Source organism: Blautia hansenii (genome assembly GCF_013304445.1).
Taxonomy (GTDB): domain Bacteria; phylum Bacillota; class Clostridia; order Lachnospirales; family Lachnospiraceae; genus Blautia.
Map to the genome: position 1 here is coordinate 1 of NZ_JAAITA010000001.1, position 19,480 is coordinate 19,480.

The following is a 19,480-nucleotide window of genomic DNA, read 5'->3' on the forward strand; positions in this document are numbered from 1 at the left end:
TTGCGGTGTCGAAATCATCAAACTTGCTTTCGTCAAAGTGGTAGCCCTCACTATTCGAGATAAATTCCTCTTTTTCGCATTTCTTCTTTATCTGCTCTATGGTAAAAAATGGCTTTTCGTTCTTATCATCAATGGCAATATCCAGTCTAGTGAAATGGAAGTTATCCAGTCCATATCTTCGCTCACAATGTTTGAACATATCTCCAAAGGTATAATTCCTACTGTCGAGAATACGGAAAATATCATCACAACCTCTGCCAGTCATAACAAGATAACAGCCTAGCCCTTGTGGGTTGTCCTCTGTCTTTCTTGCGTCCCCCGATACATAAATATCTCCAATCTGCCAGCGTGCTTGATAAGTCTTGAATTTAATGCTTGCCGGATAGACATTGAAAATATCAGTCGGTAAACCTAAAATGTGCATGATGACATCTTCGGCGGTTGCAGTATCGAATACAATACTGATGTAATCAATCTTAACGGATAAATTTTTGTGTGTAGTTATAGTGCATTACTCCTTTCGTACTTCCCGTTTTTTTGCGGGGTAAAAATCGTGTTTTTTCCTTTATTTATCACAGTTTCTAGGTACTATGACATGTATGCGCAGGGCGGTGTTACATATACGCCCTTTATGAACGCCTAAAGGCGTTCCCTTTCTTCCTGTGTCTGATCCGTTCTTAACGCTCACGAGCCTTGTAAGGCTCGTGGCTAAACGGAACAGCCCCAGTCAGAAACCTTATTTTCGGTCTGATAGTCTATGCTTATTCATGCTATCAAAATGAAAATACATCTTTTCTATGCTTACTCAAGCGTGTGATTGACCCTAGCGTGCTTAATCACTCTATCTGATACGATAATAACGCCATTAGAATTACTTGTCAAGAAGTTTTTGTTGACTTTTAGATATATATTAAGTATGATATGCTTATAAATACCAAGAAAAGCAATGAAAGGAGTGTTTATACTAAGTCATGGAGCATTACGAAAAGAAAATCAGTTTCTTAGGAGAGAACATACAGACCATAAGAAAGCATAGAGGAATGAAACAACAGGAACTTGCGGACAAAATCGGTATCAATATGCAGAGCCTTTCCAAGATTGAACGTGGCGTGAATTATCCTACCTTTGATACGCTGGAAAAGATAATGGACGTGCTGGGAGTAACACCCAATGAATTATTGTCGGGAGAATGGAAGTATATTGACCACACCGAGCCCTATATCATGGATATTATCAAACGGGAACAGGACTTCAATGTTTCCTTAGATTACCTGTCTGAAAATGAATTTTTCGATGATGAAAAAGAATGCACATTTTACAAGGCATATAAACTCATACAGTATATCCATAACTACATTACCAATGAGGTTACGGAGTTGGAAGAACTTATGGAAATCAAGCAGTTGATACAGCGTCAAAAACTGGAACGCATGATAAAAGTACATAAGGAAATGCGAGGGTTAGACCGATACAGAGAACAGCCCAAAGAGTATAAATACCATGACCCTTATGATGATTGGATATTTCGTCAGCTTGCGGATATAGACAACAGAAACAACATTCCCGACACTTCTCCACAAGTAGACTTCAATGAAGCAGACTATGAAGATTATCTAAAGGCGAAATGGAACAGAGGTCTTTAATTTCCTCTTGCATGGAAGATACAGCAAACAAAAAGCCCAGTAAAGAGTGCAAAGCACCACCAATGGTGGCAAGGCTCTTGACAGGGCTTTTTCTTTTCTGTTGTGGGGTAATCAAGAGGAAGAAAGAAAAAGTGTGCATTTTTGTTCCATAAATGCTAAGGGTATGCTGATTTTTATTGTGGCGGATATATGGAACTGTTATAATATGGATATGAAGAAAGCGACAAATTTGAAAGTGTTAATAATTTTCAAACAGCCTCATTGCATGGAAATAAGAAACAGACTATCCTTAAAGTAGGAGGTGGCACAAATGGCAAATGAAGATAAAAAAGATTTTAATGCTATGTTGCATGATAGTAAGGATATGCCAAAATTTCAAATTATCATAGACCAGAAAAGTATTGAGAAATATGGTGGAAACAAAATGTATTTTGCTCCCCCGATTGACTATGACAAAGTAATGAAAAAAGTTCCGTATGGTAAAGTGATTACGGTTGGAAAAATACGAGAACACTTTGCAAAATTGAGTGGTGCAGATTTTACAGAGCCGATTACAGCGGGTATATTTGTTTCTATTGTAGCGTGGGCGAGTTATCAGCGTTCCGAAGATGAAACACCCTATTGGAGAACATTAAAAGCAAACGGAGAATTAAATGCTAAATATCCAAATGGTATTGAAGCACAGAAAGAAAAATTAGAAGCAGAGGGACATACCATTATTCAAAAGGGGCGTAAAAATATACGATACTATGTAAAGGACTATGAAAATTCTCTTTTTGATTTGAAATAGGCAAATTCTATTTCACAATTTCATATCTCTATACACAAAGCAGTTAGTCTTAGGATTGACTGCTTTTTTCATACCTAAATTTCAGATTGGAGTGATGAAATGGTGTTTGTTAGAGCTGTTCAGTAAGATTATCGGTGCATAAAATTTTATTGTGGTGCAGATATGAAAATGATATAATGTGGATATGAAGAAAGCGACAAACATGAATTTGAAAACCACATTTTTATAAGTGGTTATTAACCCTCACAGGGTTTTAATAAAATCCTCCGAAAGCCTTGAAAATAAAGGGTTTATCGCAAAATGCTCACCTTAACTTATTATACGATTTCACTTACGTTTATTCTTCCCTTGGAAGCTGATAAGGGCAAACACAAGGGCAAGAAAATCTGATAACAAGATATAAGAGAATGTGGCAATCGGAGAACTGTGACGTATGTGCGAATATATTATACTGGAGGATTTATTATATGGACAAGTACATTTTTGATGAAAGCAACGGTTTATGGTATGAATTGCAGGGAGATTATTATATCCCTTGTCTGATACTTTCCGAAGAAGAAACACAGCCTATCGGTTTGTGGGGACAGCGCCACAAGCAGTATCTAAAGGAGCATAAGCAGTTCCTCTATACCACAATGCTGATTGAGGGTACACTAAACTCCTACCTTGCAGATATTGACAGACAGGCACAGGAGCGTTTGCTCCTGCTGACAAAGCAAATTGCAGAGCAGGAAAATGTGACCGAGCAACTGAAAGCAGATAATGCTATGCTGTGGGTACAGAAAATGAATGAAATTCAGTCCAGAGTTAGAGAAATCATTTACAGCGAGATTATCTACGCATAACAGAATGAGTGATTGGGGCGGTAAGCCAGCTTTTGGCTTACTGCCCTTGTCTGCTCATAAGCAAAATAAAGAAATACCGTCAATGGCAGTGCTTGCACTGTTCATCGAGACCATTGACGGTATTGCGTATTTTGCTATCGCTGTCCGTGGCTTTTTTCAATTTTAAACGTTGCTTAAAACAACTTATTGTGTTAAAATATATGCTGATACAAATAAGAGTTTAGGAGGAACCGAAACTATGACAGCATCAATGCGTTTAAGATAAGCTGGCAATAAAAAAAGCAGAATCTATCCCCGATGATAGGCTTTTTTGTTGTGCTTATTTATACGATATTGAGCATTCATTAGTTACGGTGAGATATAAGTTATTTAACTATACCTTTATTTAACTATGTCTTTAATATGAATGTTTCCAAATTGTATGTATGCAGACCAAAAGCCACATTGTGGATTTTGGCTTGCATTTTTTATTGCCTAGAATGCTGTTCAAAATAGAAATTCAAGCAAAATAATATGCAGGAGATAATATAAATGGAAAAATACAACAATTGGAAACTTAAGTTTTATACAATATGGGCAGGGCAGGCAGTATCATTAATCACTAGTGCCATCCTGCAAATGGCGATCATTTTTTACCTTACAGAGAAAACAGGATCTGCGATGGTCTTGTCTATGGCTTCACTAGTAGGTTTTTTACCCTATGCGGTCTTTGGACCAGCTATTGGTGTATTAGTGGATCGTCATGATAGGAAGAAGATAATGATTGGTGCTGATTTAATTATCGCAGCAGCTGGGGCAGTGCTTGCTATTGTTGCATTGTATATGGAGCTACCTATCTGGATGGTTATGGTAGTATTGTTTATCCGTAGCATTGGAACAGCTTTTCACACCCCGGCTCTCAATGCGGTTACACCACTTTTAGTACCAGAAGAACAGCTTACGAAATGTGCAGGCTATAGTCAGTCTTTGCAGTCTATAAGCTATATTGTTAGTCCGGCGGTTGCAGCACTCTTATACTCCGTTTGGGAACTAAATGCTATTATTGCCATCGATGTATTGGGTGCTGTGATTGCATCTATTACGGTAGCAATTGTACGTATTCCTAAGCTGGGTGATCAAGTGCAAAGTTTGAAACCAAATTTCATACGAGAAATGAAAGAAGGAATGGCTGTACTACGGCAAAATAAAGGATTATTTGCTTTATTACTCGTTGGAACATTATATATGTTTGTTTATATGCCCATAAATGCATTATATCCTTTAATCACTATGGAATATTTTAATGGTACACCGATGCATATTTCTATTACGGAGATTGCTTATGCCTCTGGTATGTTGATAGGGGGTCTATTATTAGGGTTATTTGGGAATTACCAAAAGCGAATCTTATTAATAACGGCATCCATTTTTATGATGGGGATAAGCTTAACCATTTCAGGATTACTTCCCCAAAGTGGATTTTTCATATTTGTAGTCTGCTGTGCAATAATGGGGCTTTCGGTTCCGTTTTACAGCGGTGTGCAAACAGCTCTTTTTCAGGAGAAAATTAAGCCTGAATATTTAGGACGTGTATTTTCTTTAACTGGAAGTATCATGTCTCTTGCTATGCCAATTGGGTTAATTCTTTCTGGATTCTTTGCTGATAGAATCGGTGTAAATCATTGGTTTTTACTATCAGGTATTTTAATTATTTGCATTGCAATAGTTTGCCCAATGATAACTGAGATTAGAAAATTAGATTTAAAACAAAATTCATAGGAGGGCCATTTTTATGTATTTAATTTTCATGTAATTTTTCCTGCTAAAATCGCAGGGTTTTCCCTGCGTACAAGCAAATGAAAACATGCGATTATAGACAGGAGGAAAATGTTATGGAATTGATATTAAAAGCAAAAGACATTCGTGTGGAATTTAAAGGACGCACTTGTTTAGATATAGATGAATTAGTTTCGTTAACAAATTCCACCCAAAATAGAAAAGCGATGCGTAGAAAACTTTCAGGTTTCTGTTGAGTTTGGATTGCATAAGAAAACACCCTGCAAGACGAAAAAATCTTGCAGGGTGTTTTCTTATGCTCTGATATATATGTAAGACCGCAAGGCAGGTTGCCCTGCGGTGTTGATTTCCTATGTCGTGATTATCTGTCCCTGCCTTGGGATTTCTTTCTCTGCTTCGACTGAGAACTCTGTTTACTCTCTTCCTGAAGCTGTCTGAGCCTGTTACGCACACTTTGTCTTTCGGGCGGTCTGTGCTGTTTCTCGGCAGGTTTCTGTCCGTTCTTAACTGTCTGCTCCCATTCTGCAAGGTCTTGGTTATACTGTGTGATAATAGCCTCTGCTTTGCGGTAAGTTTTCATAAATGCCTGTACATCAGGATAACCGTCATCTTTTAGAATATCGGGGAGTTTATCCAGTTTTTCTTTAAGCTCGGATTCGGTCTGCTGTATCTGTTTTTCCAGAGCCTTGCGTTCCTTGCCCTTGAAGATACCCGTTGTTTCAGCAAGCTGCTGTCGCAGATTCGGGAGTGTGATCTCCTGTATCTTCTTGATTGCTTTCGCCTGCTTCTGTACCTTTAGCATAAGGGTCTGCATTGTGCGGAACTCGTCCATATCCATATCAAGGACTGGCTTGGGTGGCATATCCTTTTCACGGATGATGGCTTGCAGAAATTCCTTTGCCTTGCCTACGATACTTCTGAATAGGTTTGGAAGCCAACCATTTTCACGGATGGACTGACCGGCTTTATCGTGGATTTCGGTCTGCTTGATTTCCAGTATCTTTGTTTCTTCAATGCCCGATACAAGAGCCAAATCTGCTGTTCTGTTCCATTCCTGCCTTGCCGTGTTGTCCGCTTCGATTTCGGCAGCTTTGGGGTTGTTCTTGCCTATCTTTTTTGTGGGGAGATACACGCTGTTCTTATCAAACACTTTCAGTCGTTGCTCGGGATCTGAAATGTGGGAATTGATAAGTTCCGTGTAAACTTCTTTTGCTTCTGCTATGAACGCTTCACTTTTGAAACGCTCATCTTTGGTTTTGAATAAATGGCTTTCGTAAACATCCCCCTTTTTGATAACGGTACAGCCTTTTCGGATTTGACCGTTTTCGTCTGTGATTTCTTTCTTGGTTCGTACCCTTTTTCCTGTTTCGTCATAAAATACGCTTCTGGTGGCAATCTTGATGTCAGGTTCTGGAAGCAGTTTCCTTTCGCTGAATATGAGATGAATGTGGTAATTGGTCTTGCGTTTGTTGTGGTGCAGAGCCGATACACATTCCACTCCGTACTGCTGTCGGAACTTATCCGTAAATTCTTCAAGCACCTGCTGAGGGTCAAAGGTGGTGTAAATCTCCGGCAGGGCAATGATTAGCTCCCTTGCTTCGATACACTTTCCTGTTGTTCCGCTTCTCTGGAACTCCTGCTGACTTTCCCTGGCGAGATTTTTCCAAAAGGTATTGTCGGCGGTACGATAGGTGGCATAAAGGTTTTCCTGTTTGGCGTGGCTCGTGATATATGAGATTCTTCCCTTGACATTGGGCAGCTTCGACATCTGAATGAACGAATGTCTTGCCAACCTTTTGCTCCTTTCTTCGCTGAGAATACCGTACTCATTACGCAACCGACTTGTCGGGTGCGGCTGTCACAGCCATCGGTGATTGGTGGGACAGCAATGGAAATTGCGGTGCAATTTCCTCTGTATCATAGCTGAGGTGGTGGTGTCCGAAGCTGTGATACAGGCTCCCCGCAGGGGCGAAATACCCAGAGTACAAATCGCAGATTTGTGCGAGGGGTGTATTTCGCTCTCAAACGCCGAGGGCTTTGGAGAACGGTCATTCCACTTTTCGTACATCACTTGGATTGAGTAAGTTCCTGCCCTGATTGACCGTCATAAAACGCTCCAGCGTATCCCTGCGGATAATGGTCTTTCGTCCGACTTTCAAAACAGGCAGCTTGCCCCAGTCCACCAGTTTTCGCATTGTGTTCCTACCGATACCCGTACATTCCGCTGCTTCTTCGATAGTTAAACCCATTTTAATTGCTGTCATTGTACATCTCTCCTTTCAAAATACTCATTTTGCAACTTTGCAATTATCATTATACTTATTTTGCTATTTCTTGTCAACTCATTTTACAACCCATTAAAGATATTTTTTAATTTTTATCAGAAAAAGAGTTGCAAAATAGGTTTTGGTGTGGTATACTTGGTTTCGATAGGAGGTGTAAACCTTGAAAAAAGAAATTACATTCACCGCAAAACAGGTCGGTGAACGAGTGAAAGAACGTCGAACAGAATTGAATCTTACGATGCCGGAGCTTGGCAAGCGTATCGGAGTGAACAAGTCTACGATACAGAGATACGAAGCAGACGGCGTAGACCCAAAAAGAACAATGATTATCAATGGACTGGCAGAAGCACTGCTTACCACTCCTGAATGGCTCACAGGTCTTTCAGAGGATAAGGAATATGACAGCAGAACGCTCTGTGAAAAAGATTTGGAAGAACATATCAAGAAGTACATTGATACTGTGTCTACGGTTGTGAATGGCGAACCGCACCAACAGCTCCTTACCACATTTCTCGGAAAGATGATTGATTTATATTCCGTTCTCTGCTACCACTTCTCCGACGCTATGGCAGAGGTTGACCGTGTGGCAGAAGATGAAGGACTGAAACAGTCTCTCCGCAGATATGCGATTGAATCAGGAGCGATTACAGAGCGAGTTTACCATAAAGAGATGGAAGCACCGATTGAGGATATGAAACGATTCTTAGACGGAATTTTACATATCTACGATGAAGGACGCACCGCTGTAAAGATGGGTGACCTTTTCGGGATAGTAGCGGAAGCCGAAGCAAGGCTTGCCGAAAAAGAATAATTCCGTGGCTCTTTGACAATGAAAAAAGCCGATGAAACAATCGGCGGATGTGACACTATTTACTTTACGCACACCATACGTCACAGTTCCGGTTGCCACGGATAGAAAGGAGACTATTTATCAATGGCAAAAGGATCTGTAAGAAAAAAGGGCAAGAAATGGTACTACCGCTTCTATGTAGAAGATGAAAGCGGAAAGATGGTACAGCGTGAGTTTGCAGGCACAGAAAGCAAATCTGAAACAGAGAGTCTGCTCCGCAAGGCAATGGAGGACTACGAAGCGAAGAAGTTCGTGGCAAAGCCTGAGAACACCACAGTAGGTATGCTGCTTGATATGTGGGTGGAGGAAGAACTGAAACCCGGCAATTTGAGCAACGGTACAGTGATGGCGTATATGGGAACAGTGAACAGGATAAAGAAATATCCTATCGGCGACAGAAAGCTGAAAACGGTCACTGCGGAACATTTACAGGCATTTATGGACTTTCTCACTTTCGGAGGACAAAACCCTGACGGGACAACAGCAAAGGCACTTAGCAAAGGGTATCTGAGACTGTTCTCAGCGGTATTGCAGGGAGCGTTCCGATTTGCGGTATTCCCAAAGAAACTGATTTCCTTTAATCCTATGCAGTATGTGGTATGGAGGGGAAAGAAAGAGGAATATGAACTGTTTGCAGACGAGGACGGAGAAGTTGATAATGCTCCTACCATTGACCATCAGCAGTTTTTAATGTTGGAGGACTTTCTGAAAAAGAAAGACAATCCTGCATTGCTCCCGATGCAGATAGCCTATTACACAGGGCTTCGTATCGGAGAAGCGTGTGCATTGACTTGGCAGGACATCAACCTTGACGGACAGTACCTCACAGTACGACGCAGTATGCGATACAACGGGCAAAGGCACAAGACAGAGATAGGTGCTACCAAACGCAAGAAAGTCCGCACCGTGGACTTCTGCGACACTCTGGCGGACATTCTCAGAAAGGCAAAGACGGAACAGCACAAGAGCCGCTTCAAGTATGGCGAACTCTACCGCCTCAATTACTATAAAGAGGTCAAGGAGAAAGACCGTACTTACTATGAAGTCTACAGCCTGCCGAGAACGGATGAAGTGCCAGACGGATACAAGGAAATATCCTTTGTCTGCCTTAGACCTGACGGAGCATACGAGTCACCGAGTACGGTTGGTGTTATGACAAGGTCGGCAAAAAAGAAACTGGAAGGATTTGAAGATTTCCATTTTCATATGCTGAGACACACATTTACCAGCAATCTGCTCTCCAATGGTGCAGCACCGAAAGATGTGCAGGAACTGCTCGGGCACTCTGACGTAAGTACCACAATGAACATCTACGCTCACTCTAAAAGGGAAGCGAAACGAACTTCCGCAAGACTGCTTGATAAGGTGGTCGGGGAAGCCTAAACAAAAAGTTTCCCTTGTTTCGGCTCATAAGGGCAAAAACAAGGGAAAATACATAAGGAACGAACATTAAAATGCCGATTTTCCTTGAAAACACAAGGGTTTCGGAGGATTAAATAGATAAACATGAATTTGTCGAGCTGGTTAGTTCGAGATAATTTTGAGTTTGTTAAGATGTGGTGCACTTGATGGAATCACAGGTACGACATCATATTATGGAGGATGAAATAGATGATAGGTTTGATTGTTGCGAGGTCAAAGAATAATGTTATAGGCAAGAATGGTAATATACCATGGAAAATAAAGGGAGAACAAAAGCAATTTAGAGAGTTAACAACGGGTAATGTGGTTATTATGGGGCGAAAGTCTTATGAAGAAATCGGTCATCCGTTGCCTAATAGAATGAATATTGTTGTTTCCACCACAACAGAGTATCAAGGAGATAATTTAGTTTCAGTTAAATCATTAGAAGATGCATTATTATTGGCTAAAGGACGAGATGTATACATATCTGGTGGATATGGACTATTTAAGGAAGCTTTGCAAATAGTAGATAAAATGTATATCACAGAAGTAGATTTAAATATTGAAGATGGAGATACATTCTTTCCAGAATTTGATATCAATGATTTTGAAGTTTTGATAGGGGAAACACTTGGTGAGGAAGTGAAATATACGAGAACATTTTATGTAAGGAAAAATGAATTGAGTAGATTTTGGATTTAGGGTGTTTTCATAAATATATTGCTTTTTATGCATATATAAATTGTTGTAAGACAAATTCCAGTTTGAAAAGGGGAAATGAAAAAGTGGCAATTTCAAATATAAATACAATTATTAGTAATGATATTCAAAAAGTTTGGAACATTGTTTTAGCTGTTGATAAATATAACTCATGGCGAAGTGATTTGAGCAAAACAGAAATAATAAATGACAAACAATTTATTGAATACACAAAAAATGGATATGCTACTACATTTACCGTTACCGTTGCAGAACCATATAAACGCTGGGAATTTGATATGGAGAATAGCAACATGAAAGGTCATTGGATTGGTGTTTTTATAGACAAAGGGAATGAAACACAAATAGACTTTACAGAAAATGTGATACATAAAAAGTGGTTTATGAAACCTTTTGTAAAAACCTATTTGAAAAAACAACAAAAGCAATTTGTTCTGGACTTAAAGAAAGCATTGGAATAATAAAATTCAAGATTGGAGGGTTGGAAATGGCTTCAAGTAAAGATTATTTACAATTTGTTTTAGAACAATTATCAGAATTACAAGAAATAACATATCGTGCAATGATGGGAGAATTTATTATTTATTATCGTGGAAAAATCGTTGGCGGTATATATGATGATAGGTTACTTGTAAAACCAACAAAGTCTGCAATTTCTTATATGCCGACAGTTACTTATGAAATTCCATACGAAAACGCCAAAGAAATGTTATTGGTGGAAGAAGTTGATAATAAAGATTTTCTGACGGGGTTATTTGATGTGATGTATGATGAACTACCAACGCCAAAACCTAAAAAGAAAAAATAAACAGCTTCTAGTTTACAATTTCATATCCATATACACAAAGCAGTTAGTTTTAGGATTGACTGCTTTTTAAAAAGACACCATTTAGGTGTAATGATGTCTTTTGGGTGTTATTTTATAGGTCATATCAAGGCTCATTCAATCGTGGTAAATTCGTGGTAAAATGAGTTTTTTCTATACTTCAAAATACTTGAAAGTATAGTGTTTATGCGGATAATCGAAAATTAGATATAAAATTTATATAAAATAATAGATGAATTGGGATACCATTCAGAAGACTTTATATTTGCCTGTTACCCATTGAGTTTCCAGACAATGAAAAATCTGGAAGAACAATATTTACAGGGAGATTATTTAACAGAAGAAAAAAGAAAGGAAAGTTGGAGTCAGGAAGATGATGCGTATTTTATTTATGCGTATCAAAAATATGAAGATATTCCAGTTTTTCATGAAATGATGAGTATTGCCAGAGTTATGGCATATGATACTCCGGATAATGCCCCGATTCAGGCAATATATTCTACCCGGGGAATAGAAACGCTGGGCATCAGCGGCGTTTATGAATTTGAAAAGGGAAAACAACAAGTTTTACTGAAGCCTTTCGAGGATATTGCTGCTGTGGTTGAGGAAAAATTTGAGAATATTTTAAACGATGCGGATTATGAAGTGACGAGAGCAAAATTCTATGAGAGGGTATATCTGGATGAGGGACAAAAATATAAGGCAGATCCTATCTGGTATTTTGAAGTAGTCGAAAATAATATAAGTAAATCTGTAACATTAATTAATGCGGAAACAGGAAAGGAAATATTCTTGCAATAAAAATTAGCGAAAGGGATGTTTTATGAATAGATCCACAATTCCTTATTCGATTATAGAAGAACGAAGAAGGCTTAATAAATGTATAGAAAATGCCCCGAATGAGTGTGAAAGAGAAATATATAAAAAAATCAGAGACATGAAGATACCTTATGACAAATTGGATACAATTCTCGAAACAAGCAAAGAGCTGATTAAAAAGAAAGAGAAACAAAAAAAAGGATGTTATTCCTGATAAATGTAAGTAGCTTTGCTACAGGTATTTGTATATATATTTTTTTGTGGCAAAAGAGCTGTTTACAAAAGGAGAGAAATGGATGAATAGAGCACATTATTTAAAGACGGATATCCGTCGTCTGATAAAAAATTATCCAATATATTTAGCCATTGTGGGTGTTGCAGTATCCATGTGGTTTTCCCTTGAAGATTATGCGTTTACTGAGGAAATGGTAAATGGAAATGCGCTAGATACATACCATTTCGCTGTTAGTATGTCCGGAATCATGATTGCCTATGCTTTTTGTGCATTTTCTTATGCAACTGTGCTTTGTGAGGATCTGGAGCATAAATATGCCAGATATAGCATTAACAGAGGAAATACATGGAAATATGTGGTATCCAAGGCAGTGGTTGTTTATGGATCGTCCGTGATCACTATGGTTTTGGGAAGTCTTCTGTTTGTTGCGTCTATACGGTTAAAGATACCTTGGACTTCAGAGGGATTACAGGATGCTTTTTTTATGGAAGGAATGTACGGTTCCCTGATTGCCGGAGAACACTACTGGCCTTATGTTGTTTTATTCGCATTGCAAATGGGAATGCTTGCAGGGGTCTTGTCATTGGCGGCTTCATTTCTGTCTATGTTTGTTTCTAATAAAATGCTCGTATTAATCACACCTGTTTTAATACAACAGATATTAATGGAATACAGTGGAAAAGGCTGGTTCAATGCAATGCTGATATATCCGACCTTGAATCGGTTTTCGACGGATATACAGTACTTTCTTACTGCTCTCGGTTGCAGTTTATGTTTTTCAGCGTTGTTTACCTGGGGTATCTACAAAAAAATAAAAAACAGATTGTAGAGGTGGGAACATGAAGTTATTACAGTATACCTGGAAAAGTTCTATGATGAAAATTATCAATAGCAAAATGGCAGTTTTTACAATATTGATGATTGCAGTCAGCCGGACATATGTGGGGGCTATCCGACAGTTTTCGGTTGCAGTGGACTACCCATCCTCGTGGTGTGTATTTCCATTTGCAATGTGTAGTTTTTCTTATTTGATTATGTTTTGGTTTGGAGTAATTTATGTGAACACGGATGTGCCTTTTATGCAGCATATGAATATGTATCATGCAATTCGTGTAGGAAGAAAGTGTTGGGCATTAGGGCAGATAGGAGGGATTTTTATCCGTTCCATTGTTCTTACTGTTGTGGCAGTCATCTGCACAATACTCCCTCTTTTACCGGACATTGAATGGAGCAATGAATGGGGAAAGCTGCTGAGAACGGCAGCAACGACAAGGGCTCTTACCCAGTTTGATAGTTCTGTGTTTATTTATTACGAGATTTTCTCTGAATTTTCGCCATTACAGCTTATAGGGCTGGAGATTCTTCTTTGTGCCTGTGTCTGTACATTTATAGGGGTTCTGATGTTCCTGTTAAGTTTGTTTTTGAATAAGATTGCTGCAGTTGCAGGTGGTCTTGCCCTGGCAATCGCTCTATTTCCTGTGCTGAATATACATTCCATGATACGTCATAAACTGGCCTTTTTTATCCCGACGATATGGGCTGAACTGGCAAGGATTGCAACCCCGGATTATGGTTACTATTGGCTGCCATCTATACCTTATATGTTCGGGTTTTTAATAGCAGGGATTTTGTGTATGACGGTCATTATTTTAATAAAAGTAAAAAAAATAGAATTTAACTGGGAAAATGAGGATATATAGCGAGGAGTGAAATATATGGACAGACAGGATTATGTAATTGAAGTATCTCATGTAAGTAAAAGCTTTAAAGATAACAAGGTTTTAAAGGATGTTTCTCTTTCATGTGAAAGTGGTAAAATATATGGTCTTGTAGGACACAACGGTTCTGGAAAAACTGTTTTGTTTAAATCTATTTGCGGTTTTCTCTCCTGCGATGAGGGAACGATAACCGTTAACGGTAAAGTAATGGGAAAAGATAAGGATATGCTGACTGATGCGGGGATTATTATTGAAGAACCCGGGTTTTTAAGGACCTGGAGTGGCTATCATAATCTGGAATTTCTTTATACTTTGCGAAACAAAAAGAATAAAGATTATCTCTGCTCTGTTCTGAGAAAGGTTGGTTTAGATCCTGCATTGAAGCGACCGGTTGGAAAGTATTCACTGGGTATGCGCCAGAGACTTGCTCTTGCACAGGCCATCATGGAAGATCCGGGAATTTTGATTCTGGATGAACCTATGAATGGTCTGGACAAAAACGGGGTAAGAGAGATCAGGGAGCTTCTGTTAAAAATGAAAGAAGAAAATAAGCTGATTATCCTGGCCAGTCATAACCGGGAGGATATAGAGATTCTTTGCGACGAGGTTTATGAGATGGAGGGAGGGGTAATCAGCAAAGCAAGTGTAGGCAGTTTACATGTAGAAGGACGTTATACACCGTGATTTGTAAGTGAGAGCAGAAAAATGAGAAAAGACATAATGATTTCAGGTATATGTGCTTTATCGCTTATTATGCTGACTCAAAATGCGTATGCGCAGACGTATGAAAAGGAATCCGAATCCGGTAAAGTTAGGTTTCAGTGTGAGTTAGAAGTTCCGGAGAATTGGAACGGAAAAGAGATTCCCAAATTTATTTTGGAAAGTGTGCATTTTGTGGATAGTGAAAAGGCATATGCAAATTTTGTAGAAGGAAAAGAAATTCTTGACAAGCATAATACTCCTGCCAGTGATTTATATCCGGAAGAAAACTATTATGTTTTAGCGGATGGTACAAATGTAGGGATTGGAATGGAGTTTGGAGTATCAACGGAAAAATCGGCTTATTATGCTCAAATAGGGGTGACTAATACGGAGAATATGGAGAAGTTTACTTCTGCGACAGAATCTATTGTAAACGATCAGGATGCTGTACAAAAAGTAAAAGAAACTCTTGAAAATGCCGGATATGCAGTAGAAAATTTAGTTTTTCAGACTTCTTCTTTGAGCGCGGATATACTTCGGGAAATTGAAAACCAATATGTTGCTGAAGGATTGCTGGAAGAGAGTAAACGAAAGCCTGAGTGGACAAACGAGGATGATGTATGTATCGTATATGCAAGGCAGACAGTAAGTGGGATTCCTGTGTATCCTGAATTATCGGTTATGGCACAGGCGCTTGCATATGATACGCCAGAGTCCAGTCCAGTGGTTGCTGTTTGTTCTACACGGGGGATAGAAAGCCTGCGAGTGTATGGTCTTTATAATTTCCAGGAAGATGGGGAAAATGTATCGTTAAAAGGTTTTGACGAAATCGCAGCAACGGTAGAAACAAAGTATGAAAACTTATTAGATGAAGCTACTTATACAGTGACTCGGGCAAAATTTTATGAGCGTGCATACATAAATGAAGATCAGCAATATACGGCAGAACCAATCTGGTATTTGGAAGTAAATGATAATAATTCTCAAAAATACGTCATGCTGGTTAATGCTGAAACAGGTAAAGAGATATATTTAATGTAGGGTTAATATGATTAAAGAGAGAGATTCTGTAGGAGAAAATTGAAGGATAGGTGAGTGGAGCAGGAAAATATCAAACCAAATATGTGAAAATCAGAACGAAAAGGAAATTATACAATATGGTTTAAATCAGCTTTTTTGGATACTATTAAATTTTTTTGCAATTGTAATATCAGGTGTTTTGTGGCATGAATTTTGTTTTAGTATCTTGGTCTTTTTAGAAATATATTTTTTGCGCCCGTATGCGGGCGGTTATCATGCTGATACAGAAATAAAATGCTGTATGATTTCTGTAGGAATCGTGAATATTGCAATGCTAGTAAGAAAAATCAATGTGATTTCGTTGGATAGTATGTTTATTATTTATTTATGCTTCATTTGTGTAATTGTTCTGTTTTCTCCTGTAGATAATCCGATACATCCATTGTCAAAAGCCGATAGTAGGTTCTATGCAAAAAGATCGAGGCAATTAATTTTGGGGTACAGCTTCTTGCTTGCAATAAGTATAGCTCTGCGAATTATGGTTTTAAGAGATTCAATTATATACACAGTTTTGATAGTAGGAATATCTGTATTGGCAGGAAAATGGAAGTACAGGAAGCGAGTATTCGTTTTGTGAAAAATATAAATTAAAAACGTCCGGTAGGTTTGACCTATGAGGACGTTTTTTTATGTCATTTTTAAGAAATTTTCTTTCAGATCCGAACAAAACGCATTGTTCAAACGGGATAAGAGTGAAAGGGAAAAAGACCTTTGCTCATATCTCATGGTCGGGGAGGAGGTGAACTCTATGGAGCAATCTTCTTCCTATGATGAAAAAACGGTAATGCACCAGTTTGATCGAAAATGTAAATTGGCATTAAAGGGCGAAATAGTGGATTATGAAAGACATTTAGCCTATCTTAGAAAACATGAAACTTTGTTTTCAGAATTATCCGAACAAGAGATGGAGAGCCTTTCTATATTTGATGAATATGAATTGGAAAAAAGCTATTTTCGGGCAGGTGGTTATGATGTAGAGGTAAAAAATGCTCTATTGGCAGAAGCATTAACTGCACTGACAGAGAGAAAAAGGGACATTATTCTTTTGTCATACTTTATGGAAATGAATGATGCAGATATAGCAAGAAAACTGAACCTTGTAAGAAGTACGGTACATGAGCATCGTACACGATCGCTTGAAATATTAAAGATTATGCTGGAGGAAAATGCAGGTGAAAACGGAAGAAAAAAGCGTAAATAATAAAAAATTGATACCGTTTTGGGTAATCGAAAGAGCATTGGAGGGTGACATTCAGGCGATAAATAAAATTCTGAAACATTATGAGGGATATATTGCAAAATTATCGGTCAGAAAAATGTATGATGAGTATGGCTGCGTTCATTATTGTGTAGATGAAACACTTCGCAGACGTCTGGAAACAAAATTGATAAAAACAATTATTGGATTTAAAATAGTTCGCTAAAAAACATTTAAGAGCATCCCTTTCTGCTGGAAAAGTTATTTAGCGTTGTTTGTACCTTGAAAATTTAATATTTATCCTGCAGGACGTATGAAACAGAGGAGCTGTGCAGCAAATACGCCAAGACTGTCTGCATTATAACCTTGCGACATCGTGACGCAAAGTGGAAATGCTGTAAACGAAGAAATATTAAAATGATATTGAAGTAAAGGCACGAGCGGTAAATATTTGACTGTGATCAGGAAGTGGGACTTTTGTGGCGAAGATACTGTTTCTGATAATGATACTTCCGGGAAAGCTGCCCGGTCTGGAAAGATGGTGAAATACCAATGAAGCCGTTACCCGATGGCTACCTGTGGGATTATCCATAAAATAAGTAAGGAAGGGAAAATGAATAGTACAAAATTATTGAGATATAGTATGCAGTTGTCAATGTTAAAACAGCTCAAGTCATTAAAACTTATCAATGAAGCAGAATATCAGTTAATAGAGAAAAAATTAAAAAAAGATTATGGTGTAATCTCTAATATTACCGCTTGACTATTAGACTGTTGCGTTGTAAAATTATATCAACACTATGGTGGGAACACAAAAAGAAAGGGCGGTAAAATGGAAGTTGAAATTATTAAAGCAAAAGGATCTGATGAGAAGACTTCTTCTGTAAGAAAGATTGATAGACTGAGAGTTTCCGCATATTGTCGTGTGAGTACCGATGATGAAGATCAGATTAAAAGCTATAATTCGATGGTTAGATATTATACTGACTTAATAAAGAGTAATAAGCAGTGGGTTTTTGCAGGAGTTTTTGCAGATAAGGCTATCACAGGTACGAAAACTGACAAAAGAGAAGAATTTCAATTATTGATACAGGAATGTCTTGCTGGAAATATTGATATGGTAATTGCAAAAAGTATTCCTCGATTTGCAAGAAATACGTTAGATACATTAAAATATGTAAGGTTGTTGCGTGAAAGGAATATAGCGGTATATTTTGAGGTTGAAAAAATCAATACACTAAAAGATGGGGAATTCTTGTTGACTATTTTAAGTTCTGTTGCACAGCAGGAAGTGGAAAATACATCAGCCTATGTAAAAAAAGGTTTGAAAATGAAAATGAGGCGAGGAGAACTTGTTGGATTTCAGGGCTGTTTAGGGTATGATTATGATGTAGTAACTAAATCTCTTTCTATCAATGAAGAAGGTGCAGAAACAGTACGTTACATATTTGAAAGATATGTAGCCGGAGCTGGAAGTACTATGATTGCGAGAGAATTAAATGAACAGGGAATTTCAACTATTAAAGGAAATCCTTGGACATCTTCTAGTGTAATGGGAATTATTAACAATGAAAAATACAAAGGTGATATTTTATTAGGAAAGACTTTTACCGTAGATCCAATATCTAAGAGAAGATTGGATAATTTGGGAGAAGAAGATCGATTTTACATAAAAAATCACCACGAACCGATTATATCAGAAGAAACATTTGCAAGAGCCCAAGAAATACGAGAACGTCGAAACGGAGGACGCAAAAAAGGAGTAACACCTGGAAAGAGAGAAAAATTCAGTAGACAATATGCTTTTAGCTGTATGCTGGAATGTGGATTTTGTGGAGCAAGTTTATCACGACGAAGGTGGCATAGCAGTTCAAAGTATAAAAAGACTATTTGGCAATGCGTACAATCAACAAAACATGGAAAAAGATTTTGTCCGGATAGTAAAGGAATACCGGAACAAGTTATAGAGGATGCTTTTATTGAATCCTATCGAATGTTATGCACAGACCATAAAGATGTATTAGAAGAATTCATTAAAAGAGTTGAAAAGGCATTATCTGAAAATTCAGTTGAAGATAAAATTGAAAAGCTAAATAAAAGTATTTATAATATTAAATATAAGAGAAAGATACTGCTGGAGAACTATTTAGAAGGCGTTGTGGCTAAAGACATTTATGAAGAAACAGACATGGGATATGAAAAGAAATTGTCTGAAATAAATGCACAACTAAGTATGCTGGAACAGCAATATGACGATGAAAGCAGTTTACAAAGAAGACTTGTGGACTTTAAGAAAGCATTGTCAAAAAATCAAGTTTTAGAAGAATTTGACAGAGGAATATTTGAAAGTATCATCGAGAAAGTTATTGTCGGTGGTTACGATGAAAATGGAGAGAAAGATCCCTATAGAATTATTTTCATATATAAAACAGGATTCAGAAATGAAATTGGAAATGCAAAGGAACGATTCGGGAAGAAATCAAAAGCAGTAGAAACAGCGAAAGAAATGTGTTCCCATATCGTAGACGAGGTAAAGGATGTGTGTTCCTATAATAGTGACAACACACTGTGAGACTATCTGTAAATTAG

Annotated in this window: 23 protein-coding genes and 1 pseudogene; 21 read left to right on the plus strand and 3 right to left on the minus strand. The window is 38.0% G+C overall.

The genetic code is table 11. From position 1 onward, the window contains the following. Positions 1-424: pseudogene (locus G5A70_RS00005) on the minus strand (replication initiation factor domain-containing protein); the annotation flags it as partial. A gap of 547 nt (positions 425-971) precedes the next feature. On the opposite strand from G5A70_RS00005, the gene G5A70_RS00010 reads away from it, so the two are divergent. The 6 genes from G5A70_RS00010 (at position 972) to G5A70_RS15590 (ending at position 5,290) form a co-directional block, all read left to right on the plus strand. Then, positions 972-1,643, plus strand: coding sequence for a helix-turn-helix domain-containing protein (locus G5A70_RS00010; RefSeq protein ID WP_002322214.1), 672 nt, complete (start codon positions 972-974; stop codon positions 1,641-1,643). Positions 1,644-1,953: 310 nt separating this feature from the next. After that, complete coding sequence (locus G5A70_RS00015; RefSeq protein ID WP_002322212.1) at positions 1,954-2,433, plus strand: MGMT family protein; 480 nt, start codon at positions 1,954-1,956, stop codon at positions 2,431-2,433. Positions 2,434-2,900: 467 nt separating this feature from the next. Then, complete coding sequence (locus G5A70_RS00020) at positions 2,901-3,278, plus strand: TnpV protein (RefSeq protein ID WP_021419811.1); 378 nt, start codon at positions 2,901-2,903, stop codon at positions 3,276-3,278. A gap of 4 nt (positions 3,279-3,282) precedes the next feature. After that, positions 3,283-3,444: a hypothetical protein gene (locus G5A70_RS00025; protein WP_153903692.1), complete on the plus strand. Its 162-nt coding sequence runs from the start codon at positions 3,283-3,285 to the stop codon at positions 3,442-3,444. Between the two features lie 365 nt (positions 3,445-3,809). After that, positions 3,810-5,036, plus strand: a complete 1,227-nt coding sequence (gene mef(A) / locus G5A70_RS00030) for a macrolide efflux MFS transporter Mef(A) (RefSeq protein ID WP_009288847.1) — start codon at positions 3,810-3,812, stop codon at positions 5,034-5,036. Between the two features lie 113 nt (positions 5,037-5,149). Then, a complete protein-coding gene (locus G5A70_RS15590) occupies positions 5,150-5,290 on the plus strand; it encodes a hypothetical protein (protein WP_198097251.1) in 141 nt (46 codons plus the stop codon). Positions 5,291-5,415: 125 nt separating this feature from the next. On the opposite strand, the gene G5A70_RS00040 is transcribed toward G5A70_RS15590, so the two are convergent. Further along, positions 5,416-6,846 (minus strand): MobA/MobL family protein, encoded by a 1,431-nt coding sequence (locus G5A70_RS00040; RefSeq protein ID WP_021419813.1) that lies wholly within the window; start codon positions 6,844-6,846, stop codon positions 5,416-5,418. A 256-nt stretch (positions 6,847-7,102) separates the two neighbouring features. Then, the gene (locus tag G5A70_RS00045) at positions 7,103-7,318 is read right to left on the minus strand and encodes a helix-turn-helix domain-containing protein (protein WP_009288849.1); all 216 of its coding nucleotides are present in this window, start codon (positions 7,316-7,318) and stop codon (positions 7,103-7,105) included. Positions 7,319-7,499: 181 nt separating this feature from the next. On the opposite strand from G5A70_RS00045, the gene G5A70_RS00050 reads away from it, so the two are divergent. The 15 genes from G5A70_RS00050 (at position 7,500) to G5A70_RS00120 (ending at position 19,463) form a co-directional block, all read left to right on the plus strand. Continuing rightward, positions 7,500-8,150 carry a helix-turn-helix domain-containing protein gene (locus tag G5A70_RS00050; protein ID WP_021419814.1) on the plus strand — a complete coding sequence of 217 codons (651 nt, stop codon included), beginning with the start codon at positions 7,500-7,502 and terminating at the stop codon, positions 8,148-8,150. A 123-nt stretch (positions 8,151-8,273) separates the two neighbouring features. Further along, positions 8,274-9,572, plus strand: coding sequence for a tyrosine-type recombinase/integrase (locus G5A70_RS00055; RefSeq protein WP_021419815.1), 1,299 nt, complete (start codon positions 8,274-8,276; stop codon positions 9,570-9,572). A gap of 228 nt (positions 9,573-9,800) precedes the next feature. Continuing rightward, positions 9,801-10,295: a trimethoprim-resistant dihydrofolate reductase DfrF gene (gene dfrF, locus G5A70_RS00060; protein ID WP_002322211.1), complete on the plus strand. Its 495-nt coding sequence runs from the start codon at positions 9,801-9,803 to the stop codon at positions 10,293-10,295. 83 nt (positions 10,296-10,378) lie between these two features. Next, on the plus strand, positions 10,379-10,774 hold the full coding sequence (locus G5A70_RS00065; protein WP_173747093.1) for an SRPBCC family protein: 396 nt from the start codon (positions 10,379-10,381) through the stop codon (positions 10,772-10,774). Between the two features lie 26 nt (positions 10,775-10,800). Then, positions 10,801-11,121, plus strand: coding sequence for a TfoX/Sxy family protein (locus G5A70_RS00070; protein WP_004612621.1), 321 nt, complete (start codon positions 10,801-10,803; stop codon positions 11,119-11,121). Positions 11,122-11,433: 312 nt separating this feature from the next. Further along, positions 11,434-11,940 carry a hypothetical protein gene (locus G5A70_RS00075; protein ID WP_173747094.1) on the plus strand — a complete coding sequence of 169 codons (507 nt, stop codon included), beginning with the start codon at positions 11,434-11,436 and terminating at the stop codon, positions 11,938-11,940. 278 nt (positions 11,941-12,218) lie between these two features. Beyond that, positions 12,219-13,022, plus strand: a complete 804-nt coding sequence (locus G5A70_RS00080) for a hypothetical protein (protein WP_173747095.1) — start codon at positions 12,219-12,221, stop codon at positions 13,020-13,022. A gap of 10 nt (positions 13,023-13,032) precedes the next feature. Next, the gene (locus G5A70_RS00085; RefSeq protein WP_173747096.1) at positions 13,033-13,893 is read left to right on the plus strand and encodes a hypothetical protein; all 861 of its coding nucleotides are present in this window, start codon (positions 13,033-13,035) and stop codon (positions 13,891-13,893) included. 15 nt (positions 13,894-13,908) lie between these two features. Beyond that, positions 13,909-14,595: an ABC transporter ATP-binding protein gene (locus G5A70_RS00090; RefSeq protein WP_173747097.1), complete on the plus strand. Its 687-nt coding sequence runs from the start codon at positions 13,909-13,911 to the stop codon at positions 14,593-14,595. 21 nt (positions 14,596-14,616) lie between these two features. Continuing rightward, positions 14,617-15,654 carry a hypothetical protein gene (locus G5A70_RS00095; protein ID WP_173747098.1) on the plus strand — a complete coding sequence of 346 codons (1,038 nt, stop codon included), beginning with the start codon at positions 14,617-14,619 and terminating at the stop codon, positions 15,652-15,654. 67 nt (positions 15,655-15,721) lie between these two features. Beyond that, entirely contained in the window at positions 15,722-16,270 is a 549-nt protein-coding gene (locus G5A70_RS16185; protein ID WP_226853456.1) for an accessory gene regulator B family protein, read from the plus strand. Between the two features lie 171 nt (positions 16,271-16,441). Beyond that, positions 16,442-16,894, plus strand: coding sequence for a sigma factor-like helix-turn-helix DNA-binding protein (locus G5A70_RS00105; protein WP_117801565.1), 453 nt, complete (start codon positions 16,442-16,444; stop codon positions 16,892-16,894). Then, a complete protein-coding gene (locus G5A70_RS00110; RefSeq protein ID WP_044924637.1) occupies positions 16,866-17,117 on the plus strand; it encodes a helix-turn-helix domain-containing protein in 252 nt (83 codons plus the stop codon). The genes G5A70_RS00105 and G5A70_RS00110 overlap by 29 nt, the downstream gene beginning before the upstream one ends. A gap of 387 nt (positions 17,118-17,504) precedes the next feature. Further along, positions 17,505-17,654, plus strand: coding sequence for an SHOCT domain-containing protein (locus G5A70_RS00115; RefSeq protein ID WP_173747099.1), 150 nt, complete (start codon positions 17,505-17,507; stop codon positions 17,652-17,654). A gap of 69 nt (positions 17,655-17,723) precedes the next feature. Continuing rightward, positions 17,724-19,463 (plus strand): recombinase family protein, encoded by a 1,740-nt coding sequence (locus G5A70_RS00120; protein ID WP_173747100.1) that lies wholly within the window; start codon positions 17,724-17,726, stop codon positions 19,461-19,463. Positions 19,464-19,480: the final 17 nt, after the last annotated feature.